Origin of the sequence: Arthrobacter sp. MPF02 (genome assembly GCF_046605375.1) — a bacterium.
In the GTDB taxonomy this organism is placed as follows: Bacteria; Actinomycetota; Actinomycetes; order Actinomycetales; family Micrococcaceae; genus Arthrobacter.
Genome location: NZ_CP176772.1, coordinates 1931141 through 1955965 on the forward strand (window position 1 = coordinate 1931141; position 24825 = coordinate 1955965).

Genomic DNA, 24825 nt, shown 5'->3' on the forward strand with positions numbered 1-24825 from the left:
TAATGTCTTAATAAAGCGCAGGAAGGGGCTGATACAAATGGAGACTCCAAACCAGGACTCCGGGCGTACACCGGCAGAGCAGTCTGCCGCCAATGACCTCTCGGTTGCCGACCGCCAGGTCAACATCCTCCGGGACAAGCTCAGGCACATCGACCGCCAGTTGGCTGCCGCAACGCAGAACAACACCAAGCTGGTCAACATGCTCGAAACCGCGAAGGCCGAGATTCTCCGGCTCAAGAACGCGTTGGACCAGGAAGGACAGCCGCCGTACAGCTTTGGCACCATTCTCCAGCTGAACCCGAAACGGCTTCCAACCCCGGGCAGCAGCGGCCAGGCCGCCACCGAGGAATCGGTGGACATCTTCAACGCCGGCCGGAAGATGCGGGTCGGACTCAGCCCGCTGGTCAACATCAACCAGCTCGCGGTGGGCCAGGAGGTCCTGCTGAATGAGGCGCTCCTCATTGTTGCCGGCCTCGGCTACGAACGTGCCGGTGAGCTGGCGACGCTGAAGGAGATGCTCGGAGCCGACCGCGCGCTGGTGGTCGGCCGCGCCGACGAAGAGCGGGTAGTCCGGTTGTCGGGCGCCCTCCTTTCCGAAAAGCTCCGGGTGGGCGATGCCCTTTCCATCGACTCGCGTACCGGGTATGCCCTGGAGAAGGTGCCGCGTTCCGAAGTCGAAAACCTGGTGCTGGAGGAAGTCCCGGACATCACCTACGAGGACATCGGCGGTTTGGGACCGCAGATCGAACAGATCCGCGACGCCGTTGAGCTTCCCTTCCTGCATCCGGACCTTTACCGCGAACACGGGCTCAAGGCACCCAAGGGCATCCTGCTCTACGGTCCTCCCGGCTGCGGCAAGACCCTCATTGCCAAGGCTGTGGCCAACTCCCTGGCCGCCCGCGCCGCCGAACGCTCCGGCAACATCGACCTGAAGAGCTACTTCCTCAACATCAAGGGCCCCGAACTTCTGGACAAGTACGTGGGCGAGACGGAGCGGCACATCCGGTTGATTTTCTCCCGTGCCCGCGAAAAGGCGTCGGACGGCAGCCCGGTAGTGGTGTTCTTCGACGAAATGGATTCGCTGTTCCGCACCCGCGGCACCGGCATCTCCTCCGACGTCGAAACAACCATCGTGCCCCAGCTCCTGAGCGAGATCGACGGCGTGGAGCGGCTGGACAACGTCATCGTCATCGGCGCCTCCAACCGTGAGGACATGATTGACCCCGCAATCCTTCGGCCCGGCCGCCTGGACGTCAAGGTCAAAATCCAGCGCCCGGACGCCGAAGCAGCGGCGGACATCTTCAACAAGTACATCACCACGGACCTGCCGTTCCACGAGTCGGACCTGGCGGAACACAACGGGGATGTCCAGGCCACGGTGGATGCCATGGTGCAGCGCACGGTGGAAGCAATGTACTCCACGGACAAGTCGAACGAATTCCTGGAAGTCACGTATGCCAACGGCGATACCGAGATGCTGTACTTCAAGGATTTCAACTCCGGCGCCGTGGTCCAGAACGTTGTGGACCGGGCCAAGAAGTACGCCATCAAGGACCTCCTGACCACGCACCAGAAGGGGCTCCGGATAGAGCACCTGCTGCGGGCAGTGGTGGACGAATTCCGTGAACATGAGGACATGCCCAACACCACCAACCCCGACGACTGGGCCAGGATCTCCGGCAAGAAGGGCGAGCGGATCACCTACATCCGCACCATCGTTCAGGGCAAGGCCGGCCAGGAACCCGGCAAGTCGATCGAAACCATGCCCACCACGGGACAGTATCTATGACGGCTGCACCCGAGCCCGCCGCCGGGGGAGCGCTCCCGGCAGGCGGGGCCATGCGGGTCATGGGCGCGGAAACCGAATACGGCATCCATGCCCCCTCCGCACCCTCCGCCAACGCAACCATGATGAGCGCCCGGGTGGTTCAGGCCTACGCCCAGGTCACGCGCCAGCGCGCCGCCGGAGGTGCCGAAACCCGCTGGGATTACACCGACGAAGAGCCGCTGCATGACGCGCGGGGCTGGACCGTCGACCGTGCATCCGCCCATCCCAGCCAGCTGACGGACCAGCCGCCGGTGCTGGACGCCGAAGCGGTGGCCCTGGCCTACGGCCGCGAGGAACTTGAGCTTGACGGACAGGACGAATCAGGCACGCTCCTGATGAATATGGTGCTCGGCAACGGCGCACGGCTGTACGTCGACCATGCGCATCCCGAATACTCCAGTCCGGAAGTCACGAATCCGCGGGATGCGGTGGTCTGGGACGCCGCCGGCGACCTCGTTGCCCTGGCGGCGGTTCGGCGGCTGGCGGCCGACCCCAACCTTCCGCCCGTGAACCTCTACAAGAACAACACGGACAACAAGTCAGTCTCCTACGGCTCCCACGAAAATTACCTCATGCCGCGGTCGGTTCCCTTTGGGGACATCGTGCGGGGGCTGACTCCGTTCTTCGTGACCCGCCAGATCTTTTGCGGGGCCGGCCGGCTGGGCATCGGACAGGACAGCTCCACGCCCGGTTTCCAGATCAGCCAGCGCGCCGACTTTTTTGAGGCGGAAGTGGGGTTGGAAACGACCATCCGAAGGCCCATCATCAACACCCGGGACGAGCCCCACGCCACGGCCGACAAGTACCGCCGCCTGCACGTCATCATCGGCGACGCCAACCTCAGCCAGGTCTCCAACTACCTCAAGTTCGGGACCACGGCGATGGTCCTGAGCCTGATCGAGGCCGGCCTGGCGCCAAAGGTTGAGGTGCATGAGCCTGTCCAGGCCCTGCAGGCGGTCAGCCATGACACCTCGCTGACGGCCATGCTCCGCCTGGTTGACGGCCGCAGGGTGACGGCGTTGGACCTGCAGTGGATGTACCACGAGGCTGCGGCGAAGCTCGCGCAGGACACCGGCGTCGGCGATGCGGTGGACGGCGACGGGCACACCCATGATGTCCTGGAGCGTTGGGCAACCGTCCTCACCCAGCTGGACGGCAACCGGGCAGCAGCAACCAGCTCGGTTGAATGGCTCGCCAAGCTTTCCCTCCTGGACGGGTACCGCCAGCGCGACGGCCTGGAATGGAACGATGCCCGCCTGGGCCTCGTGGATTTGCAGTGGGCAGACATTCGGCCGGAAAAGGGCCTTTACTACAGGTTCCTCGCCCGGAACAGGATGCAAAGGATTGTCAACGACGGCGCTATCGCTGCCGCCGTGGGTGAACCCCCGGCTGATACCCGCGCGTTCTTCCGCGGCAAGTGCATCAGCAGCTTCGGCAAGGACGTGGTGGGGGCCAGCTGGGACTCGGTCATCTTCGATGTACCAGGTTACGGGCGGCTTCAGCGGGTGCCTACCAGGGAGCCCTTGCGGGGAACCAAAGCGCTCACCGGTCCGTTATTCGAACGCTATCGGGAAGCGGGTCCCTTCCTCGGCGAGCTCCTGGGACATAACACCGCTCCGCCTGCGGCGTAAACCGCGCAGGAAGGCCGCTACCGTGGCAGGATGGGGATATTGGAGGATCCGCCGGATCCGCTGACCCACAAAGGGAGGGATAACGATGGCAGGCCAGGAGCAGCAGCAGCCGCAATCACGCGACAGCCAGGTCGACGAAGACATTCCTGAGGCGCCGCCCGCACCGCCCGAAGCACAGGCTTCGGCATCAACGGAAGGTGTGGACGATCTCCTCGATGAAATCGACGGCGTCCTCGAATCCAATGCCGAAGAGTTCGTCCGGGCATTCGTCCAAAAAGGCGGCCAGTAACCGGACCGGCACGCGGCGGAAGCCCCGGACGGCCGGAATCTGTACGAACGTTGAAGTTCTACTTTCAAGGAGTGCATGAGTGCAGGAATCAACCGCCAACCAGGTAGCCGCCAACGCCACCTCGTCCTTTACCGAACATCTGCAGCGGGACCGGCCTGAACTTCTGCCGTTCAACCGGTCGCCCCAGGGAGCCGCGTCCACGGCCGCCCCGCTGCAGGTTCCGCACGCCACCACCATTGTTGCCATGAGCTACGGGGACGGCGTGCTGATGGCGGGTGACCGGCGTGCCACCATGGGCAATGTGATTGCCAGCAGGCACATCGAGAAGGTGTTCCCCGCGGACCGGTTCTCCGTCCTGGGCATCGCGGGAACCGCCGGCATTGCCATCGACCTGACGCGGTTGTTCCAGGTTGAACTCGAACACTACGAAAAAATCGAAGGCACGCTCCTCAGCCTGGAAGGCAAAGCCAACAGGCTGGGGGCCATGATCCGCGGCAACCTCCCGCTCGCCCTGCAGGGCCTGGCCGTGGTCCCGCTGTTCGCCGGCTTCGACACCAGTGCAGGTGTGGGCAGGCTCTTCTCCTATGACGTGACCGGTGGACGGTATGAGGAACACGAACACCACAGCGTAGGGTCCGGCTCAGTCTTCGCCCGCGGAGCCCTGAAGAAATTGTGGCGGCCCAACCTGACCGCGGCCGAGGCACTGGCCGTCGCAGTAGAGTCCCTGTACGACGCCGCCGACGACGACTCCGCCACCGGCGGTCCGGACACCGTCCGCAAGTTGTGGCCCGTGATCTACACAGTGGACAGCTCCGGCGCCCGCAGGGTTGACGAGGCCGAACTCGCGGCAGCCGCAAGGAACGTCATCGAAGCCCGTACCATCGCCGGACGGGAGGCCTGAGATGACCCAGCAGTTTTACGTATCACCTGAACAGCTGATGAAGGACCGTGCGGACTTCGCACGGAAAGGCATCGCCCGCGGCAGGTCCGTAGTGGTCGTCAGCTGCGCCGACGGCATCGCGCTCGTGGCCGAAAACCCCTCGCCGTCACTGCACAAGATCGGTGAGATCTACGACAAAATCGCCTTCGCCGCCGTCGGAAAATACAACGAGTTTGAAAGCCTTCGCCAGGCGGGCGTCCGGTACGCGGATGTCCGCGGATACTCCTACGACCGTGAGGACGTGACGGCACGTGGCCTTGCCAGCGTCTATGCGCAGAGCCTGGGCGCCGTTTTCACCGCCGAGCAAAAACCGTTCGAGGTGGAACTTGCGGTAGCCGAGGTAGGCCCCACCCAGGCAGAGGACCACCTCTACCGGCTGACCTTCGACGGTTCCATTGCAGACGAACACAGCTTCGTGGTCATGGGCGGCCAGGCCGACAAAGTTTCCTCTGCAATCGAAGGCGGCTGGCGGAGCACCTTGAACTTCTCCGAAGCGGTGCGGCTGGCCCTGACCGGCCTGGCGCCGGCACCCGAATCGGAAGAACAGGCCAAGGCACTGCCGGCGAGGGCGCTGGAGGTTGCGGTTCTGGACAGGATGTCCGAGAGCTCGCGCGGGTCCCGGCGCGCCTTCCGCCGGTTGAATGACGCGGACATCACTGCACTGCTGGCCTAGGAGGAGACATGGACAAGCGGATCTTCGGTATCGAAACCGAATTCGGCATCTCGTACTCGAGCCCCGATTCGCGGCCCCTTGCCCCGGAAGAGGTGGCACGCTACCTCTTCCGCAAGGTGGTCAGCTGGGGACGCTCGTCCAATGTGTTCCTGACCAACGGCTCCCGGCTTTACCTGGACGTGGGCTCGCACCCCGAATATGCCACGGCAGAGTGCGACGACCTCGCACAGCTGATTGCCCACGACCGGGCAGGGGAGCTTATCCTTGACGACCTCGTGGATGAGGCCCAGGCCCGCCTGGCTGCGGAAGGTTTCAACGGAACGGTCTACTTGTTCAAGAACAACACCGACTCCGCCGGGAACTCCTACGGCAGCCATGAAAACTACCTCATTCCGCGCCGCGGCGAATTCTCCCGGTTAGCCGAGATCCTGATCCCGTTCCTTGTCACCCGCCAGCTGATCGCCGGTGCGGGCAAGATCCTGAAAACCCCGCACGGGGCAACGTACGCGTTCTCCCAGCGTGCGGACCACATCTGGGAGGGCGTTTCCTCGGCCACCACCCGTTCACGGCCGATCATCAATACCCGCGACGAGCCGCACGCGGACGCCGAGTTCTACCGCCGGCTGCATGTCATCGTGGGCGACTCCAACATGTCCGAGGCCACCGCCCTGATGAAGGTGGGAACGGTGGACCTGGTCCTGCGGATGATCGAAGCCGGGGTCATCATGCGGGACATGCGCATGGAGAACCCCATCCGCAGCATCCGCGAAATCTCACACGACCTCAGCGGCAGGGCACTGGTCCGGCTGGCCAACGGCCGCCAGCTCACGGCACTGGAGATCCAGCAGGAGTACCTGTCCAAGGTCACGGCCTTCGTCCAGGAGCACGGCGCGCACAACCCGCACGTTCCGCTAATCCTTGATCTGTGGGAGCGGACGCTGAAAGCGATAGAGACCGGCGATTCAAGGAGCATCGACACCGAGATCGACTGGGCCATCAAAAAGAAGCTGATGGACAACTACCGCGAGCGGCACGGCCTGGGACTGGACTCGCCGCGGATCGCGCAGCTGGACCTCACCTACCATGACATTTCCCGAGCGCGAGGCCTCTTCTACCTCCTGCAGTCCCGTGGTGCCGTGCGGCGGATCGTCGACGACACCGTGATCAAGGACGCGGTTGACGCCCCGCCCCAGACCACCCGCGCCAAGCTCCGCGGCGACTTTGTGCGCCGGGCGCAGGAACTGGGCCGTGACTACACCGTGGACTGGGTGCACCTGAAGCTCAACGACAGGGCCCACCAGACCATCCTGTGCAAGGATCCCTTCCGCAGCGTGGACGAGCGGGTGGATGCATTGCTCGACTCTATGGGCTGACTCCCAGCTTCAGGGGCTATTCTGGATAAGGCCCTTTACCGGGACCTGCCGCGATTGCTGCCGCCGCCCGCGGAGCGTCGCATCCATCCTGCCCCGACGAAAGTTCTTCTACGTGCGCCGACTACTAGCAATCCTTCTTCCCGGTCTGCTGCTGCTTACCGCTTGTGGCGGGCCCGCCGCCGAGCCGGAACCCACCAGCCAGTCTGCCGGGGAGACTGCAAAGTTCGACTCCCTTAAACTGACCGACAACGGGGACAAGAAGGCTCCGGGCGTGGAATTCACCAAGCCGCTCGAAGTCGCCGAGCCCACCGTAAAGGTGATCACCGAAGGTACCGGGGAAAGGGTGAAGGCGAACCAGATCGCCAATATCTCGGTCCTCGCCCTCAATGGCACCGACGGCTCCACCCTTGAGGACACGTTCCCGAATGAGCCGGAGCCCCTGGAGCTCAACGAGGAGCTGAAGACCGGCAGCGAAGTGATCTACAACGCCTTCGTTGGTGCGAAGGTGGGCTCCAGCCTCGCCCTCGCAGTACCCGGACAGGCTGCAGCCGCCGGAGCCGAAGCCCAGCCCACGCAGCTCCTGGTCATCAAGGTGCTGTCAGCGACCGACGTGACGCAGCCGCTGGAAAAGCCCGAAGGCGAGACTGTCACGCCGCCTGCCGGACTTCCCACCGTGACCGAAAAGGACGGCAAGCCGGAGATCAACGTGGAAGGCGTTGCCGCGCCCACAGCCCTGGTGTCCCAGGACCTCATCAAGGGCAACGGCGCAGTGGTCAAGGAAACCGACACCCTGACCGTCAACTACGTCGGCGTCACCCTCGTTGGCGGCACCAAGTTCGACTCAAGCTTTGACCGCGGCGAACCTGCAAGCTTCCCGCTCACCGGCGTCATCAAGGGCTGGACGCAGGGCCTGGCGGGCAAGACCGTAGGCTCCCGCGTCCTGCTGGTCATCCCCAAGGACCTGGCGTACGGCGACGCCGGGCAGGGCGAAGCCAAGGGTGACCTGGTGTTCGTGGTGGACATCCTCGGCGCCAAGTAACAAGACTTACAACCACACCGCGGCTTCCGCGGTAGCCAACGCAGCCCCAGATAAAGGAGTAGCCATGTCATTTGGTCAGCGCCAGTTCGACCGCCAGAAGCCCGAGATCGACTTCCCGGAAGGCGACGTCCCCACTGAATTGGTCATCACGGACCTCATCGAGGGCGACGGCCGGGAAGCCAAGGCCGGCGACACCGTATCCACCCACTACGTCGGCGTGGCCTGGTCCACCGGCGAGGAATTCGATGCTTCCTGGAACCGCGGAACGCCCCTGGACTTCCGCGTCGGCGTCGGCCAGGTCATCCAGGGCTGGGACCAGGGCCTGCTGGGCATGAAGGTGGGCGGCCGCCGCCGGCTGGAAATCCCCTCCGAGCTGGCGTACGGCTCCCGCGGTGCCGGTGGTGCCATCAAGCCGAACGAGGCCCTGATCTTCGTGGTGGACCTGGTCGGCGTCCGCTGATCGGGGGCGCCGGCAGCAGTGCAGCAGTAACGGCATCCCGGTTCCACCAGTGAAAGCGCGGCAACCTTCGGACAGTAGTCCGGAGGTTGCCGCGCTTTTCTGCGTTCCGCCGGGAGTTTAGTAACGTAACCAGAGTGTCCGCATCCCGCACAGAACGACTCCTCAACCTGCTGATCGCGCTCCTGAACACGCGGTACGGCCTCCGCCGCAGCGAACTGCGGGACAAGGTCTATCACGACACCTCAGGCAACGATGTAGCTTTCGGCCGGATGTTCGAACGCGACAAGAATGACCTCCGCCAGTTCGGCTTCGAAGTGGAAACGCTGACGGAGCTGGGCTGGAGCGAGGACGACCCCGCCACCACCCGCTACCGGATCGGCAAGGAATCGAACCGGCTCCCGGACGTCCAGCTGGACCCGGAGGAGTGGACCGTCCTTCTTCTGGCTTCGCAGCTGTGGGAACGTGCCGCCCTCGGCTCAGCCGCCCAGAGCGCCCTTCGCAAGCTCCAGGCGACGGGCCGGACGTCCGAGGTGCAACTGCCTGCCGGCCTCCAGCCCCGTATCAAGCCCGCAGGGCAGGCATTTGATGACCTGGTCAATGCCATGCACGCCGGGCGGCCCGTGACGTTCCGGTACCTGGCCGGAAGCACCGGCAAGGAAGAGCAGCGGACTGTCGAACCCTGGGGCCTCGGCAGCAGGTTCGGGCAGTGGTACCTTGTCGGCTTTGACCGGGCCCGGCAGGCGGCCCGGCACTTTCGGTTATCCCGCCTTACCAGCGCAGTCAGCATCATGGAACGGGAACGCTACTCACCTCCTGCGGACTTCGACGTCCGGCAGGAACTTGACCGCCTGCCGGAACTGCCGCTGCGCAGCGCCGTCGTAAACGTCAGGGAAGGACGCCTGCTCGCACTCCGCCGCCGGGCGCTGGAAAGTGTCCCGGCCGCCCCTGCACCGGCCCTGCCGGGCTTCGACCGGCTGGCCATCCAGTACCGGGATCCGGAAGTCCTGGCGGAGGAACTGGCCTCCTACGGGCCTGACGCCGTGGCGGCGGCACCGGAGGAGCTCGTAGCAGCGGTGCGCCGCAGGCTCCGTGCGGCAGCGGACTTCAGCGCCTCGCAAGTGCCGAGGTACTCTTTCCCGTCCGCCCGTCCGCGGACGGCCCGGCCCCGGACTTCGGAGGACCAGCTCAAGCGGATGCTTCAGCTGGTGCCCTTCCTGGTGCATAACCAGGGCCTGCACATCCAAGAGGTCGCCAGCCGTTTCGGGATAACCCGCAAGGAGCTTGAGGACGACCTGCGCATCCTCATCTGCTCGGGCCTGCCCGAGGGCTACCCGGACGACCTCCTGGACATTCAGTGGGAAAACGACCATGTCTTCATCACCCAGGACCTGGACCTTACGAGACCCGTGCGGTTCACGGTGGACGAGGCGTGCGCCCTGCTGACGGGTCTGGAAACCCTCAACGGACTGCCGGGCATTGCCGAGGGCGGCGCACTCGAATCGGTGACCCTCAAACTGCTGGCAGCGGCAGGGCAGGAAGGGCTGCGCGCGGCATCGCTCTCCGGGCCCCGGATCGGGCCTGCGGACGCGTCCACGCACTCCGTCGTCCGCCAGGCCATCGAGGGCCGGGAGCAGCTGCACCTGAGGTACCTGTCTCCGCAGCGGGACAAGGTGACCGAACGGGACGTCGATCCGCTGCGGCTCTACTCGCTGGACAACACCTGGTACTTTGAGGCCTACTGCCATCTGGTCGAAGGACTGCGGAATTTCCGCCTTGACCGGATCCAGGACGTCCGCCCCAACGGCCGGCCGGCGGCGGCGGACATCACTCCCGGGACAGGGGTCCCGGCCAAGCTGTTCACACCGAACGACGACGACACCACGATCATCCTCCAGCTCACCCGCCAGGGGAGGGGACTGGCGGACGACTACTACGCGGAGCGGACGGCGGAACTTCCCGACGGCGGCCTGGTGGCCGAGGTCCGGTTTGGCAACACCGCCTGGCTGCCGATGTTCGTTGCCCAGCACGGCGGTGCCGCACGCATCCTCGCACCGGCAGAAGTGGCCGACGCGGCGCAGGACTGGCTGGACGCATCACTGGCAAGCTACGGCGGATAGACTTTTCAGCATGCCTTGGTGGTCCTGGATCCTTCTGTGGGTGGCGCTGGTTGCCGTCTCCCTGCTGTTCTACGTCCTTTTGGGCATCCGTCTCTTCCGGAAGTTCATGGCAACGGTCAAGGACCTGGGCGCAGCCGGCGAAAAACTGGGCCGACTGGGTCTGCTTCCGGAAGCTGCAGAAACTGCCGCAGCTGCCGGCCCGCCGGCGGGCTCCGCTGTTTTTGCCTCACCCGCCGACATGCGACATGATTACGAGGCATCCACATCGGCACGGCGGAAAGAACGCCGCCGCCGGAGGGTCCAGCGCAAGGCGGACCGGGGCCAGCCACAGGCGCTCGGGGATCTCGACTTCACATAGAAGTAGGATGTATTTAGAGGAAAGGATTTCCCATGGGAAGACTCTTTGATGGCCCCTGGCCCATCGTCATTATCATCGTTGTCGCTTTGCTTCTCTTCGCAGCGCCCAAGCTTCCGGCCATGGCACGCAGCCTCGGACAGTCCATGCGGATCATCAAGTCCGAGGTCAAGGAGATGAAGAACGACGGCAAAACCGATACCACCGACGCTTCCGGCCCGGTAGAGGGCACCATCGTGAACCACCCCAAGGCGAAGCCCGGTGAGCCGACAGACGGCACAGACGTCCCGCCGTCGAACCGCGCCTGACCCCCAGTGGCACTGTCGCGGGCCCGTAAAGCCAATCCCGAGGGGCGGATGTCCCTCTGGGACCACCTCAAGGAACTCAAGAACCGCCTCATCAAGTCCGCGATCGGCGTCGTCATCGGTGGCGTCGGAGGCTGGATACTTTACGATCCGCTGCTGAAGGCGCTGGCCGATCCCGTCAACCGGATTTCCCAGCAGACCGGAGGGCTTTCCGCGATCAACTTCGGGACGATTGCTTCGCCCTTCGACTTCAAGCTCCAGATGTCGCTCCTGATCGGGGCCGTCATTTCCAGCCCCATCTGGATCTACCAGCTGTGGGCCTTCATCACCCCCGGCCTGACGTCCAAGGAGCGCCGGTACACGCTCGGCTACATGGCCGCCGCCGTCCCGCTGTTCCTCGCCGGGATCTGGGCCGGATGGCTCGTGGTACCCCAGGTGGTCCGGGCACTGACCCAGTTCACTCCCGACGGCTCCTCGAGCGTGATTGACGCACGGACGTACATCGAATTCGTGACGCGGATGGTGCTGGTCCTGGGCATCGCGTTCCTGGTCCCGGTGGTACTGGTGGGCGTCAACATGGCCGGCGTCGTTTCCGGCCGGACCATCCTCAAGGCATGGCGTATCACGGTGTTCCTGGTCTTCGTCCTGGCCGCCATCGCCGCTCCCGGCGCGGATGCGATTTCCATGTTCATGCTGGCGGGGCCCCTTCTGGTGCTGTTCTTCGCCGCCATCGGTATCTGCCTCATGAATGACAAGCGGCGCGCCCGCCGCGAGGCCAGGAGGGCCGCCGAGACCGAGGCCACAGCCGACATTGCCACCCCCAGCAGTGAGCTGAAGAACCTCTAAATCCCATTAGGCTTGGTGTATGTCCTCCAACACCGGTCCGTTTCCTGATTCCGAAGAACTGTCACCGGCCGAGCGGTACCGCGCCAGCGCATTGCGCAGGGCCGAGGCAGCGACGGACCTGGGAGCGTTCATGCGCACCCTGGACTTCGAACTGGATGACTTCCAAAAACAGGCCTGCCGGTCACTGCAGGACGGCAGGGGAGTGCTGGTCGCGGCCCCCACCGGAGCCGGCAAGACCATCGTGGGCGAGTTCGCCATCTATTTGGCAATCAAGCGTGGCCTCAAGGCCTTTTACACCACACCCATCAAAGCGCTGAGCAACCAGAAGTTCACCGAACTTGGCGACAAATACGGCGCCGACAATGTGGGGCTCCTGACCGGCGACACCAGTATCAACGGTGACGCTCCGGTGGTGGTCATGACCACCGAGGTACTCCGCAACATGCTCTACGCCGATTCCGCCACCCTGGACGACCTGGGCTACGTGGTGATGGATGAGGTGCACTACCTGGCAGACCGCTTCCGCGGAGCCGTGTGGGAGGAAGTGATTATCCACCTCCCCAGCGAAGTGCAGGTGGTCTCCCTCAGCGCCACCGTGTCCAACGCCGAAGAGTTCGGCGCCTGGCTGGACACCGTCCGCGGCGACACGGACATCATCGTCTCTGAGCACCGGCCCGTTCCCCTCTGGCAGCACGTGATGGTGGGCCGGCAGATCATGGACCTGTTCGCCGGGGAAACCACGTTCGATGAGATTGCGCCGCCTGTTGACACGGGCGATACAAAGCGGGATTCCAGGAAGGACAGCGCCGGGAGCCGGGGCTTCGACGTGAACCCGGACCTCCTGACTGTCGCGAGAAGCGAAAGCATGCAGGGCTTCCGCGCCAGGTCCGGGCCCGGCGGCCGCGGCCAGCGGGGCCGGCGCGGAAACGACCGGCCGGGCGGGGCAGGCGACCAACGGGGAGTACGCCCCGCAAGCCGTCCGCAGGTTATCGCCAGCCTTGACCGGATGGACCTGCTGCCCGCAATCACGTTCATCTTCTCCCGGGCCGGCTGTGACGCGGCCGTGGCCCAGTGCGTCGGTTCCGGGCTGTGGCTGACCACGGAGAAGGAGCAGCGGATCATCGCGCAGCGGGTCGACGAGGCAGGGCATGACATCCCGCCCGACGACTTGGACGTCCTGGGCTTCTGGACGTGGCGGGACGGGCTGATCCGGGGTTTCGCCGCCCACCACGCGGGCATGCTGCCTACGTTCAAGGAAGTGGTGGAGAAACTTTTCGCTGACGGCCTGGTCAAGGCGGTCTTCGCAACGGAAACGCTCGCCCTCGGAGTCAACATGCCCGCACGTTCCGTGGTGCTTGAGAAACTGGACAAGTTCAACGGTGAAGCCCATGTGGACATTACCGCCGGCGAATACACCCAGCTGACCGGGCGGGCCGGCCGGCGCGGCATCGACGTCGAAGGCCACGCAGTGGTCCTGTGGCAGCCGGGGACGGACCCGACCGCCGTCGCCGGCCTGGCGTCCCGGCGCACCTACCCGCTGAACTCGAGCTTCCGGCCCACGTACAACATGAGCATCAACCTCCTTGCGCAGTTCGGCAGGGTCCGGGCGAGGGAGATCCTTGAGTCATCCTTTGCCCAGTTCCAGGCGGACCGGTCGGTGGTTGGCCTGGCCCGGCAGGTGCGCAGCAGGGAAGAATCCCTGGCCGGGTACGCCAAGTCCATGACCTGCCACCTGGGCGACTTCACCGAGTACGCGCGCCTGAGGCGGGAGCTGTCGGATGCCGAACATTCCGCCTCGCGCACCACGTCGAGGGCACGGAAGTCGCTTAGCGAGGATTCACTGGCACGGCTGCTTCCCGGCGATGTGGTGGACGTTCCAGGCGGCAGAGCGCCGGGCCCGGCCATCGTGCTCAGCGCGGACCACAGCAGCCGTGAGCCGCGGCCGGCCGTGTTGACGCTCGACAACCAGCTGCGCAGGATCGGTTTCGATGACCTTGAGGGGCCCATCTCTCCCGTTACCAGGATACGGATCCCCAAATCGTTCAATGCAAAGGTGCCCAAGTCGCGCCGGGACCTGGCCTCATCCGCCCGGAATGCGCTGCGGGAAAACCGGCCCCCTGCCCCCGGCCATAACCGCAACAACGATTTCGGCCGGGCCGCAGCCATGCCCAACCAGGAAAAGCGCATCGCGGACCTGCGGCGTGCCCTCCGTGCACATCCCTGCCACGGATGCAACGAACGCGAAGACCACGCCCGGTGGTCGGAGCGCTGGTGGAAGCTCCGGCGCGAGACGGACGGACTGGTCCGGCAGATCCAGGGCCGCACCAACACCATCGCCAAGACCTTCGACCGGGTCTGTGATGTCCTCTCCGTTTACGGCTACCTGGAAGATGCCGGGGAAGGCAGGCTCAACATCAGTCCGGCGGGCCAGCGGCTCCGGCGGATCTACGGCGAGAAGGATCTGCTGATTTCCCAGGCATTGCGGCTTGGTGCTTTCGACGACCTGGACGCCGCCGAGGTTGCTGCCCTTGCCAGTGCCCTGGTCTACCAGGCCAAGCGTGAGGACCGCGGGCTCCGGCCGCGGATGCCCAGCGTCTCGCTGGAAACAGCCGTGGACATCGTGGTGCGGGAGTGGTCTGCCCTGGAGGACGTGGAAGAAGAGAACAAGCTTCCGCTGACGGGCGAACCGGAACTCGGCCTCATCTGGCCGGTGTACAAATGGGCCCGCGGGCGCCACCTCCAGGATGTTCTGAGCGGTACGGACCTCGCTGCAGGCGATTTTGTGCGCTGGGTCAAGCAGGTGGTGGACCTCCTGGACCAGCTGGCCAAGATCCCTGGCCTTGATCCCCGCCTCGCCAGGCTCTGCGCCGACGCCATCTCCATGATCCGCCGCGGCGTCGTGGCCTATTCCTCCGTCCTTTAACCTTCCCAGCCCCAGCGCCGCTTCGTCCCACCCAGGAGCCCTTCCGCATGCCTCATTCCGGTCCCGCTGCACCGTCCCGATCCAAAGCTGTTCTCTACCGCAACGGCTCCGTCTACACCGCCGCCGATCCTTTTGCCACCGCCATGCTTGTGGACGGAGATACCGTGGCGTGGGTGGGATCGGAGCAGGCGGCGTCCTCCATTGCGGACAGTTCGATGGACGTCTTAAACCTCCGGGGCGCGCTCGTGGCGCCCGGCTTTGTCGACTCGCATGCCCACCTGACCGAGACCGGCCTTGCCCTGGAATCCCTGCAGCTTGCAGGAGTTGGCTCGGCGCGTAAGCTGCTGGACGCCGTTGCCAGGGCCGGCGGGGAGGGGCCTGTCCTCGGGCACGGCTGGGATGAAACCACCTGGGCCGACCCGGCGCTGCCCAGCGCGGAGGAACTGGACCGCGCAGCGGCTGGCCGGCCCGTCTATCTTTCCCGGGTGGACGTCCACTCCGCTTTGGTTTCAACGTCGCTTGCCCGGACAGCGGACCTTGGCCGCCGGGACGGGTTCGACGGCGGTGCGCGCGTCACGCGTGCCGCCCACACGGCGGCACGGCAGGCCACCCGCCGGCTGCCGCAGGAGGACCTGCGCCGGCACCAGCAGCGTGCGTTGTCCGAAGCCGCGGCAAACGGTTACGTGGCCGTAGCGGAAATGGGTGCACCGCATATCGGCGGGGCGGAGGACCTCCGCATTGCCGGAGCATGGAACAAGCCTGCACCCGACAGTGCACCGGTTCCCGAGGTCCTCCCGTACTGGGGCGAACTGGCAACCTCGGAAGAGCACGTTCACAGCCTGGTAGACCAGTTTGGCTTCGGCCTGCGCGGCCTCGCCGGTGACCTTAACATCGACGGTTCGGTGGGCTCGCGGACTGCCGCCCTGCGCTCCGGCTACACCGACGCGCCGGACGAACGGGGCACCCTGTACCTGAGCGTTGAGCAGGCCGCTGCGCATCTCGCCGCATGCTCCCTGGCCGGCATCCAGGGCGGCTTTCACATCATCGGAGACGCCGGACTCGACGCAGCGCTGTCAGCCCTCGACCTCGCCGCGCAGCAGGTGGGGGAACAGCGCGTGCGTGCGGCGGGCCACCGGTTCGAGCACGTCGAGATGCTGGACGGGCCGGCTGTTAAGAGGCTTGCCCGCTACTCAGTGACGGTCAGCGCGCAACCTGCCTTCGACGCGGCATGGGGCGGACCCGGTGGACTGTACGAGCAGCGGCTGGGGGAGCGCAGCGCGGGTATGAATCCCTTCGCCACCCTCTTCGCCGCAGGGGTGCCCGTGTGTTTTGGCAGCGACAGCCCCGTTACTCCGCTGCGCCCGTGGTCCAGCGTCCGGGCGTGCCTGGAACACCATAACCAGGATGAGCGGATCTCCGCCCGTGCTGCGTTCCTGGGCCACACCCGTGCCGGCTGGCGTGCCGCGCGATACCCCAATCCGATGGCCGGGCAGCTGGTACCGGGGGCCCCCGCCAGTTTCGCCGTGTGGGACGTCGAGGAGCTGATGGTCCAGGTGGCCGACGGGCGCGTCCAGTCATGGAGCACGGATCCGCGCGCACGCACCCCGCTGCTGCCTGCCCTCGATACTGGCATCGATCCGGTGTGCCTGCAGACCGTGCGCGCCGGCGTCGAACTGTTCGCCAGCCCGGCACTGCGTTCCTGAGCCTGCAGCCCGCCGCCCTATAATTGAAAGCTGCGCCTGCCGGCGGGTTACCGTCCGGGTGCACACGACCGTCCTCCCAGGAAAGGCCCTTTGTGCGCGTCCTTACGATCATTCCCACCTACAACGAACTGGAATCGCTGCCCAAGACCCTCGAACGGCTTCGGTCGGCTGTCCCGGCGTCGGACGTGCTGGTGGTGGATGACAACAGCCCTGACGGCACCGGCAAGCTCGCGGACACTGTCGCCAGCCAGGATCCGCAGGTCCATGTCCTGCACCGGAAGGGCAAGGAAGGATTGGGCGCTGCCTACATCGCCGGGTTCAAGTGGGGCCTGGAGGCGGGCTACGACGTGCTGGTGGAGATGGACGCGGACGGTTCGCACCAGCCCGAACAGCTGCCCCAGCTCCTGGCAGCGGTGGACCAGGGCGCGGACCTGGCAATGGGTTCCCGCTGGGTCCCGGGCGGGCGTGTCGTGAACTGGCCGCTCTACCGCCAGGCGATTTCGCGCGTGGGCAGCACCTACGCCCGCCTCATGCTGGGCCTGAAGATCAAGGACGTCACGGGCGGCTACCGCGCCTTCCGCCGGACCACCCTCGAAAAGCTCAACCTGGACCAGGTGGACTCCGTTGGCTACGGCTTCCAGGTGGATCTCGCCTGGCGCGTGGCGCAGATGGGCCTTCGGATCGAAGAACGCCCTATCACGTTCGTGGAACGCGAACTGGGAGCTTCGAAGATGAGCGGAAACATCGTGGTGGAGGCCATGATTAACGTCACAAAGTGGGGGCTCCAGGCGCGCTGGAACAAGCTCACGGGCAAGAAAGTCCTCCACCCGTAAGGGGGGACTCCCAAAAACAACAGAGGGGCCGTTCCTGCACCTGGTGCAGGAACGGCCCCTTTTGCTGTAGCCGGAGTCAGGCCGAGCGGCGCTCACCGCGGCGTTCGCGAAGGATGTTGAGGCGGTCCTCGAGGATCTGCTCAAGCTCGGGCAGCGAACGGCGTTCGAGCAGCATGTCCCAGTGGGTACGGACGGCCTTGTCGCTGCTGGTGTCGGGGCGTTCGCCGTCCACCAGGAGCGCTTCCTTACCGGTCTTGGAAACCCATACCGGGGGGATTTCGGCCTCGGAGGAGAAGGTGACGAAGACCTGTTCACCGTCCTCGCAACGGTATTCGACGCGCTGGCGGGGAGCCGGCTCGACTCCGGACTCGGTCTCCATGCTCTGCGCGCCAAGGCGCATACCCCGCAGGCTGCGATCGCTCATGATTTCTCCCTCTTATCGGTTCGCGGGGCAGGACCCCGCGCCAGCCGGTGGTGATGAAACACCGCCGGGCTACTGTGTGCACTGTGCTGCATCATAGGATTCAACGCATTGCGAAGCTGTGTTGTTCCAGCCGATTACTCATGCCGGACAAATACCCAATTATACGGGTGCCATACCGGGGTGGACAAAACGGGGAAGCGTTCCCCGTTGCCGGCGATCCGCCGCCGCTATTGCCCGGCAGGCTTTGCCGCCATCTCGTCGAACAGACCGCCCGCCGCGGCCGGATCCGGGTTGGTGCCGCCCAGGACGTTGCCTATTCCCTTCAGCGCCTCGCCGACTTCGCTCGGAATGATCCACAGCTTGTTCGAGCTGCCCTCGGCCAGCTTCGGCAGGGTTTGCAGGTACTGGTAGGCCAGCAGCTTCTGGTCCGGGTTTCCCCGGTGGATGGCATCGAAAACCTTCTGGATGGCCTGTGCCTCACCGTCGGCGCGGAGGATCGCAGCCTTGGCTTCGCCTTCCGCGGCAAGGATGGATGCCTGCCGCTGGCCCTCTGCCGTGAGGATGGCCGACTGTTTGGTGCCCTCTGCCGTGAGGATGGCCGCACGGCGGTCGCGTTCGGCCCGCATCTGCTTCTCCATCGAATCCTGAATGGAGTGCGGAGGATCGATGGCCTTGAGTTCGACGCGCGAAACCCTGATGCCCCAGCGCCCCGTGGCTTCGTCCAGGACCCCTCGGAGCTGTCCGTTGATCTGGTCGCGCGAGGTCAGGGCCTCTTCGAGGTTCAAGCCGCCCACCACGTTGCGGAGTGTGGTGGTGGTGAGTTGTTCCACGGCCTGGATGTAGTTGGCGATCTCGTAGGTGGCGGCACGGGGATCTGTGACCTGGAAGTAGACAACGGTGTCGATCGAGACCACCAGGTTGTCTTCGGTGATGACCGGCTGCGGCGGGAACGAAACCACCTGCTCGCGGAGATCCAGGAGCGGCAGGAGCCGGTCCACGAAGGGGATGAGGATCGTCAGTCCCGGATTCAGCGTGCGCTGGTATTTTCCGAGTCGCTCCACAACGCCCGCCCGGGCCTGCGGAATGATCCGGACGGACCGGACCAGGACGATGATCACGAAGACGATCAGGACCACCAGCACGATGGCCAGGGCCGCTCCTCCTGCGTTTTCCATGGAACTCCTTTTCCCCCAATTGTTAGGGCTGTATCAGGACTGCCCTGTTACAGCCGGCGGTGGCGAAACCACGGCGGTGGCGCCTTCAATGGCTGCCACCACCACTTTTTGCCCGGCAGGAAGGACCCCGGCGGCCGAACGTGCGCTCCAGATGTCGCCGCCGATCTTCACCAGGCCCCCATCCGGGCTGACTGCTTCCATGACCACGGCCGGTTCACCAATCAGCCTGTCCACGTTGGTGCGCTGCCCGGCCGGACCCTTTTTCAGGTGGGACAGCGCCACCGGCCGGACGAAGGCGATCATGAGCAACGATACGATGCAGAAAACGACGATCTGCAGCCAGCCCTCGGCACCGGCAAAGTCGGCGGCGAGTGCGGCGAGGGCGCCACCGCCGAGCATGATGAAAAACAGGTCAAGGGTGATCATCTCGATCACTGCAAATGCCAGGAAAGCCGTGAGCCACAAGGCCCACCAGTTTTCCCCCAACCATTCGAACACCGTTCCCCCTTCGCCACCGGGGCACGCGTCCGCGAACCCGCCGGTAACTGTCCTTCCATCCTAGTCCGGGGGCCTGTGCTGTGGGCGGCGCTTCCCGCAGCGGGCGGGATAGTGGCCAAGTCGTTATGCGGCCCCGGAACGTTTGGGGTGGAAAATGTGCAGGCGGAACAGGGCTTCGGCCTGGACGGGTTCGGGCTGCTCCTGGAGATTCCGGTAGATGGCATCACGGTCCAGATGGTGGCCGGCCGGACCCATGAAGGCGAGGTCCGCTGCTTCCGCCCGGGTCAGGGCCAGCGGGATGTCGATGTTGATGCTTTCGTCAAGGTCGAAATGGCCGGCCATGGCTTCCGCAAGCCGGTGGTCCTTCCCTTCCTCGATGGCAAGCATTCCCGCTACGGCTGCCAGGCCGGCAAGATGGCCTTTGCGCGGTGTCACCACAACCAGGCGTCCGCCGGGCCGGAGTACGCGTGCGAATTCGGCAGCGTTGCGGGGCGCGAACACAACCGTGACGGCATCCACAGCATTATCCGCAAGGGGCAACCGGCGCCAGACGTCCCACACCAGGGTGACAGCGTCCGGGTTCAGCCGGGCAGCGCGGCGCAACGCGAACTTCGAGATGTCGAGCCCTACTGCGGCGGGCTTGCAGCCCCTTGCGGCCGCATTGTCCAGCAGCACCCGAAGGTACTGCCCGGTTCCGGTGCCGGAGTCCAGCACCGCCGGCTCCTGCGGGGAAAGGCAGGGCACGACGGCGGCAGCCAGGGCATCTGCCAACGGCCGGTAATGGCCTGCCGCGAGGAAATTGAAGCGGGATTCCGCCATGGCGGCGGAGTCCGCCTCGAAGGGTGTGCCCTTGCCTACCAGCAGGTTGAAGTAGCCTTGCCGCGCGGCATCGAAGCTGTGCCTGGACGGACAGGCAAGGCGGCCCGGACCGGCCTCTGTTGGGCGTGTGAACCCCAACGGACCGGAGCACACCGGGCACAGCAGGGGAAGGTCGGTCGCAGCGGGCACTGCACTATCTTAGGGGCCGGCCGCCGCATCCGCGCTGTCCGATGCCCGCTAAGGCAGGCAGGGACGTCAGCCGATGCTGATGCCTGCCGGGCCGTCGTCGAACCCCAGGCCCTCCTGCGCCCTGCCGATTCCGGCCTCGGCCCAATGCGCGGCGTACTCGCTGTTGGTGCTCAACGAGCGGAGCTGGGCACGGTCCAGGTAGAGGATGCCGTTCAGGTGGTCCGTTTCATGCTGCATGATCCGCGCCTGCCAGCCGGAGAACTCCCGCTGCACGGCTGCGCCGTCGGGCGTCTCGAACTCCAGCAGCACCGTCTCCGGCCGGGCCACCACGGCCTGAAGCCCGTTCACGGACAGGCACCCCTCGTAAAAGGAGGCCAGCCCCGGTCCCTGCGGACTGTACCGCGGATTCACGATCGCCATGAACTCCAGCGGACTCCTGTTGCGGAGGGCGGCGGCTTCCGGATCGACGTCATACTGGTCCTCGACCACCGCAAGCTGGAGGGGAATGCCCAACTGTGGCGCCGCCAGTCCTACCCCGGGCGCCTCGTGCATCACCTGACGCATGACCTCTATCAGCCGGTCCAGCTGGCCGGCTCCGAGTTGGCCCTCGTATGCGGCCGCCCGCTGCCGCAGGGCGGGGTGGCCTGCCTGCACGATCGGGGGCAGTGTTCCTGCTGCCAGGATCTGCTCGACCATGTCGCGGATCTGCTCTACATTCCGGGTGGTTCCGGGCACGGTTCGGGTCATGACGAAAGCCTAGCTTCCGCGGCATGCAGCCGGGACCGGTTAGGGTCATATTTATGGCTGCCATCCCCACACCCCGTGCTCCGCAGGACCTTGTTCTTGGGTTCCTGAGTGCTTTGGAAGCCGGCGGGGGAGCGGACGCCATCAGCCCGTACCTTGCCGACTCGTTCCTCCTGACTGAGGCTCCCCACCTGCTGGCGCCGCAAGGGGCCACCCGAACACTGGCCGACGTCCTGGCGGGCCTGGACCAGAGCGCCGGAGTGGTGGCCGGCCAGAAGTTCAGCGTCCGGCGCACCACCTGCGAAGGCAGCCGGGTAGCAGTGGAAGCTGACTGGTCGGCGACGGTCCTGATGGATCTGCGGTACTGGGACGCGGGTGAAACGATCCGGGCAAGGACATCATCGGTTTTCGAAGTACGCGACGGCAGGATCGTCAGCCAGGACAGCTACGACTGCTACTACCGCTGAAGCAGGCCTGCGGGCTGCCGCCGCCGTTATTGCATGGTGAACCGGCGTGCCACCCACCGGTTCACGGCCGGTGTTGCAGCAGCTGCTCCGATGCCGGCGTTGCGGAGCCGCAGCAGGGGTGCCGGCAGGGGGCGCCCGAGGAGCATGTTGATTTCCGCCTGCCGCCTGGCCAGGGTGGCTGCGCGGCGCCGTTCCCGTTCGTACTGCCGGAACTTATGGTCCAGTGGTTTGCCGTCCAGGGCCTCGCGGAGCAGGGGAACCAGTGCCTGCGCATCCAGCCAGCCAAGGTTCATGCCCTGCCCGCCAATGGGGCTGATTTCGTGGGCGGCGTCCCCGACCAGGACTGTCCGCCCTACGACTGCGTGGTCCGCCAGCGTGGACCGGACGCTGAAGGCGCTGACCATCGTGTTCGTGGCGGCATCCGGCAGGATGCCTGTGCGGTGCTCCACCATCCGGGCCAGTTCCCCTGCCCCAGCATTACCCGCCGGCGCGGAAAGGCGGACCACCCAGCGGCGCTTTCCGTCCGGAAGCGGGAATGACTCCACAATGCCGTGCCGTTCGAGGAACAGAACCGCCATGTCCCCTTGGAGGCGGGAGTCGGCAAAGTCGCCCATGAGGTAGTGGTCCGGGTAGGTTCTCCTCTGCACCGGCACTGCCAGGGCATCCCTGATCCGCGATCTTGCACCGTCTGCCGCCACCACAAGGGACGCGGAAACTTCCCGCTGTTCTGCCGGCGCACCCGGCTGCGCCTTGACCGCCACGGTGACGCGTCCGCCGTCGTCCGTCACCCCCGTGGCCTCCACGCACCGCACCAGTGCCCCACTGTCGAGGCAGCGCACCCGTTCCTCCAGGAGCTGCTCGGTCCGCGACTGGGGGAGGGCAAGCACAAACGGGAAAGCGTCCGAGACGCCGTCGAAGGGCATAACGCCCACCGTTTTGCCGCCGCTCATGGCCATTCCTGTCCGGATCTGCACCCCCTCGCGCACCAGGGACGGCGCCACCTGGACGGCGTCCAATGCAGAAAGCGCCGGGGGATGGATGCCGATGGCACGCGAGTGCCGGTTCGGGAACTTCCGCTGCTCCAGCACGCGGACCGATATCCCCTGCTGAAGCAGCGCGGCGGCCAGGTAGAGGCCCACAGGACCGCCACCGATGATCACCACGTCAACAGCCATGGTCAGTTCCTCCGAAAGCTGAGGACCTGGTGGAAGCCTGTGCCGCCCTCCACCGACCAGCCCGGAGGAGCGATGGCCCGAAGTTCCTCCGGGGTGTAGCTTCGCCGGATGGATGTCAGTCCGTCCGCGCGGATGAACGAGTCCCGGAAGGGCAGTGCGGCCACGCTGAACAGGGCGAAAGCCGCAGGGCTGCGGCGGAGGTCGTTGTGCAGGGCTTTCCGTCGGGCCAATGCCTCAGAGTGCGCCAGCAACTGCTGGACCTCGTCCTCGGCCAGGTGGTGGAGGACGTGGTTGGAGATCACCACATCGTAGGACCGGCCCTCGTCCACCAGGTCCGTGCTGTGCGCTGCGTGGAACTGCACGCCGTGCACCGGAGGCCTCTTCCGGGCGAAGGACGCGGCACGCGGGTCCGGGTCGATGCCCGTGACGTGCAGGGTGAACCTGTCACGGAACGCCCACCGGGCAAGCATCACCGGCACATCGCCGCCGCCGGAACCGATGTCCAGGAGCGACATTGGCCCCTCTGCCAGCAGCGGTCGCAGCTCCCGGACGTAAAGCCTCCGCCAGCCGCTGAGCGTCCTGTTGATCACGGCGAACTGGCGGTAGGTGTTGTTGAGGCGGTGCGGATCGCAGTCCGGCAGGTCCATCAGCTCGACTGCCGTGCTGGCGCGCTCCCGCAGGAGAAACTCCACGTCCGTCAGGCCACCGGGGCTTCCACTGCCACGGGCTGCTGCAGGTGGCCTGCCTTTCCGCCTCCCGGGGCCTGCCGCAGCTTGGTCAGGAGGGCGGTCTCCACCGTCAGTCCCGGTCCGAAGGCCATGGAGCAGATGCGTCCGCTCCCGGCGCCGCCTGCGGACTCCCCGGGTTCCATGTCCTGCTCCAGGATGTGCTTGAGGACGAAGAGGACGGTGGCACTGCTCATGTTGCCGTAGTTCCGCAGTACTTCGCGGGCAGGCACCAGTTGCCGGTCGGTGAGGCCCAGCCGGGACTGGACCTTGTCGAGGATACTCCGACCGCCGGGATGGATGCCCCAGTGCTGGATATCGGTGTAGGGGAGTGCTGCCAGTTCAGGTTCACGGGCCAAAAGGGGCTGCAGGGCGCCCGAGATGTGGTCATCGATGATGTGCGGCACGTAGTTGCCGAGCACCATTTCGAAACCGTTGTCGCCGATATTCCAGGCCATGGAGTCTTCGCCTACCGGGGTGAGGACAGTTTCAAAGTGGTCAAGCTGGAGGAGCGCCTTGTCTGCCGCATCCGGGCGGGCGGTGACGACGGCGGCAGCGGCCCCGTCCGCGAAAAGGGCAGAACCCATAATGGTGTCAGGGTCATTGGAGGTGCGCACGTGCAGTGAACACAGTTCCGCGCACACCACCAGGACGACGGCGTCGGGGTCGGCTTCGCAGAAAAGCTTGGCTGCACGCAGGGCAGGGAAAGCCGCATAGCAGCCCATAAAGCCCAGGTGATAGCGCTGGACTGCCGGACTCAGGCCGAGCTCCCGAACGATTTTGTAGTCGGGACCCGGGTTGAAGAATCCAGTACACGAAACCGTCACCAGATGAGTTATGTCAAGTAGATCGAGTTCCGGGCACCCTTCCAGGGCCGCTCGTGCAGCCTCCACAAAAAGTTTGGTGGCCTCTCGGGCGAAGATGTCGTTCCGGACTTTGGTGCTCGGGTTGAGGAGGAGCCCGGAGTCTGAATCGTAGAACTGGGGGTCGTCGGCGCGGAAGTCGTTGGTGAGTTCCTCGACGGCGGTGAACCTCGTGTCGATGGCGGCCGAGTCGAAACAGGTGCTCACCAGCCGTGATCCCAACCTGTTCAAACCCGGCTGGGCGGCGAACACGTCGCGCGCCTCGGACTGGATCAACATAGTTTTCGGAACTGCAGTTTCAAGTGCACGCACGTAGACCGTCATTGACTCATTCTTAACGAGGCGCCAGCTTAAGACAATGGCACGCGCGGTTGACCTGCGGAATTACCCGGGACCCGGGCGCGAACCCTGCATTGACGAGCTTGGATGGA

At 65.4% G+C, this 24825-nt stretch carries 24 protein-coding genes; 16 read left to right on the forward strand and 8 right to left on the reverse strand.

Annotated elements, in window-relative coordinates; translation table 11 throughout:
- The first annotated feature begins 37 nt into the window (after positions 1–37).
- The 15 genes from arc (at position 38) to ACLH0K_RS09150 (ending at position 17315) form a co-directional block, all read left to right on the forward strand.
- A complete protein-coding gene (gene arc / locus ACLH0K_RS09080; RefSeq protein ID WP_411373318.1) occupies positions 38–1789 on the forward strand; it encodes a proteasome ATPase in 1752 nt (583 codons plus the stop codon).
- Positions 1786–3459 (forward strand): depupylase/deamidase Dop, encoded by a 1674-nt coding sequence (dop, locus tag ACLH0K_RS09085; protein ID WP_411373319.1) that lies wholly within the window; start codon positions 1786–1788, stop codon positions 3457–3459. Before arc ends, dop begins: the two co-directional genes overlap by 4 nt.
- An 85-nt stretch (positions 3460–3544) precedes the next feature.
- Complete coding sequence (locus ACLH0K_RS09090; RefSeq protein ID WP_015937113.1) at positions 3545–3748, forward strand: ubiquitin-like protein Pup; 204 nt, start codon at positions 3545–3547, stop codon at positions 3746–3748.
- A 79-nt stretch (positions 3749–3827) separates the two neighbouring features.
- Complete coding sequence (gene prcB / locus ACLH0K_RS09095) at positions 3828–4649, forward strand: proteasome subunit beta (RefSeq protein ID WP_411373320.1); 822 nt, start codon at positions 3828–3830, stop codon at positions 4647–4649.
- Position 4650: 1 nt separating this feature from the next.
- Positions 4651–5361 carry a proteasome subunit alpha gene (gene prcA / locus ACLH0K_RS09100; protein ID WP_411373321.1) on the forward strand — a complete coding sequence of 237 codons (711 nt, stop codon included), beginning with the start codon at positions 4651–4653 and terminating at the stop codon, positions 5359–5361.
- Positions 5362–5369: 8 nt separating this feature from the next.
- Positions 5370–6734 carry a Pup--protein ligase gene (pafA, locus tag ACLH0K_RS09105; protein WP_411373322.1) on the forward strand — a complete coding sequence of 455 codons (1365 nt, stop codon included), beginning with the start codon at positions 5370–5372 and terminating at the stop codon, positions 6732–6734.
- 112 nt (positions 6735–6846) lie between these two features.
- Positions 6847–7773 carry an FKBP-type peptidyl-prolyl cis-trans isomerase gene (locus tag ACLH0K_RS09110; RefSeq protein ID WP_411373323.1) on the forward strand — a complete coding sequence of 309 codons (927 nt, stop codon included), beginning with the start codon at positions 6847–6849 and terminating at the stop codon, positions 7771–7773.
- 64 nt (positions 7774–7837) lie between these two features.
- A complete protein-coding gene (locus ACLH0K_RS09115; RefSeq protein WP_411373324.1) occupies positions 7838–8233 on the forward strand; it encodes an FKBP-type peptidyl-prolyl cis-trans isomerase in 396 nt (131 codons plus the stop codon).
- Between the two features lie 134 nt (positions 8234–8367).
- A complete protein-coding gene (locus ACLH0K_RS09120; protein ID WP_411373325.1) occupies positions 8368–10350 on the forward strand; it encodes a helix-turn-helix transcriptional regulator in 1983 nt (660 codons plus the stop codon).
- A 10-nt stretch (positions 10351–10360) separates the two neighbouring features.
- Positions 10361–10708: a hypothetical protein gene (locus ACLH0K_RS09125; protein ID WP_411373326.1), complete on the forward strand. Its 348-nt coding sequence runs from the start codon at positions 10361–10363 to the stop codon at positions 10706–10708.
- Positions 10709–10740: 32 nt separating this feature from the next.
- Entirely contained in the window at positions 10741–11013 is a 273-nt protein-coding gene (gene tatA, locus ACLH0K_RS09130) for a Sec-independent protein translocase subunit TatA (protein ID WP_009358592.1), read from the forward strand.
- Positions 11014–11061: 48 nt separating this feature from the next.
- Positions 11062–11856 carry a twin-arginine translocase subunit TatC gene (gene tatC / locus ACLH0K_RS09135; protein ID WP_411376444.1) on the forward strand — a complete coding sequence of 265 codons (795 nt, stop codon included), beginning with the start codon at positions 11062–11064 and terminating at the stop codon, positions 11854–11856.
- A 19-nt stretch (positions 11857–11875) separates the two neighbouring features.
- Complete coding sequence (locus tag ACLH0K_RS09140) at positions 11876–14779, forward strand: DEAD/DEAH box helicase (RefSeq protein ID WP_411373327.1); 2904 nt, start codon at positions 11876–11878, stop codon at positions 14777–14779.
- 47 nt (positions 14780–14826) lie between these two features.
- Complete coding sequence (locus tag ACLH0K_RS09145) at positions 14827–16482, forward strand: amidohydrolase (RefSeq protein ID WP_411373328.1); 1656 nt, start codon at positions 14827–14829, stop codon at positions 16480–16482.
- A 92-nt stretch (positions 16483–16574) separates the two neighbouring features.
- The gene (locus tag ACLH0K_RS09150; RefSeq protein WP_411373329.1) at positions 16575–17315 is read left to right on the forward strand and encodes a polyprenol monophosphomannose synthase; all 741 of its coding nucleotides are present in this window, start codon (positions 16575–16577) and stop codon (positions 17313–17315) included.
- Between the two features lie 76 nt (positions 17316–17391).
- Here ACLH0K_RS09150 and ACLH0K_RS09155 read toward each other — a convergent pair whose 3' ends face one another.
- From ACLH0K_RS09155 to ACLH0K_RS09175, 5 genes are all read right to left on the reverse strand, one after another.
- Positions 17392–17739 (reverse strand): RNA polymerase-binding protein RbpA, encoded by a 348-nt coding sequence (locus ACLH0K_RS09155; protein WP_138135813.1) that lies wholly within the window; start codon positions 17737–17739, stop codon positions 17392–17394.
- Positions 17740–17966: 227 nt separating this feature from the next.
- On the reverse strand, positions 17967–18914 hold the full coding sequence (locus ACLH0K_RS09160; RefSeq protein WP_411373330.1) for an SPFH domain-containing protein: 948 nt from the start codon (positions 18912–18914) through the stop codon (positions 17967–17969).
- A 33-nt stretch (positions 18915–18947) separates the two neighbouring features.
- On the reverse strand, positions 18948–19412 hold the full coding sequence (locus ACLH0K_RS09165) for an NfeD family protein (protein ID WP_411373331.1): 465 nt from the start codon (positions 19410–19412) through the stop codon (positions 18948–18950).
- 123 nt (positions 19413–19535) lie between these two features.
- Positions 19536–20420: a methyltransferase domain-containing protein gene (locus tag ACLH0K_RS09170; RefSeq protein ID WP_411373332.1), complete on the reverse strand. Its 885-nt coding sequence runs from the start codon at positions 20418–20420 to the stop codon at positions 19536–19538.
- A 66-nt stretch (positions 20421–20486) separates the two neighbouring features.
- On the reverse strand, positions 20487–21167 hold the full coding sequence (locus tag ACLH0K_RS09175; RefSeq protein ID WP_411373333.1) for a peptide deformylase: 681 nt from the start codon (positions 21165–21167) through the stop codon (positions 20487–20489).
- A 53-nt stretch (positions 21168–21220) separates the two neighbouring features.
- On the opposite strand from ACLH0K_RS09175, the gene ACLH0K_RS09180 reads away from it, so the two are divergent.
- Positions 21221–21631, forward strand: coding sequence for a nuclear transport factor 2 family protein (locus ACLH0K_RS09180; RefSeq protein ID WP_411373334.1), 411 nt, complete (start codon positions 21221–21223; stop codon positions 21629–21631).
- 26 nt (positions 21632–21657) lie between these two features.
- Here the strand turns inward: ACLH0K_RS09180 and ACLH0K_RS09185 are convergent, their stop codons facing one another.
- The 3 genes from ACLH0K_RS09185 to ACLH0K_RS09195 are packed head-to-tail and all read right to left on the reverse strand — an operon-like array spanning position 21658 to position 24718.
- On the reverse strand, positions 21658–22806 hold the full coding sequence (locus ACLH0K_RS09185) for an FAD-dependent oxidoreductase (RefSeq protein ID WP_411373335.1): 1149 nt from the start codon (positions 22804–22806) through the stop codon (positions 21658–21660).
- A 2-nt stretch (positions 22807–22808) separates the two neighbouring features.
- Positions 22809–23453, reverse strand: coding sequence for a class I SAM-dependent methyltransferase (locus ACLH0K_RS09190; protein ID WP_411376445.1), 645 nt, complete (start codon positions 23451–23453; stop codon positions 22809–22811).
- A 50-nt stretch (positions 23454–23503) separates the two neighbouring features.
- Entirely contained in the window at positions 23504–24718 is a 1215-nt protein-coding gene (locus ACLH0K_RS09195; protein WP_411373336.1) for a type III polyketide synthase, read from the reverse strand.
- Between the last annotated feature and the right edge of the window lie 107 nt (positions 24719–24825).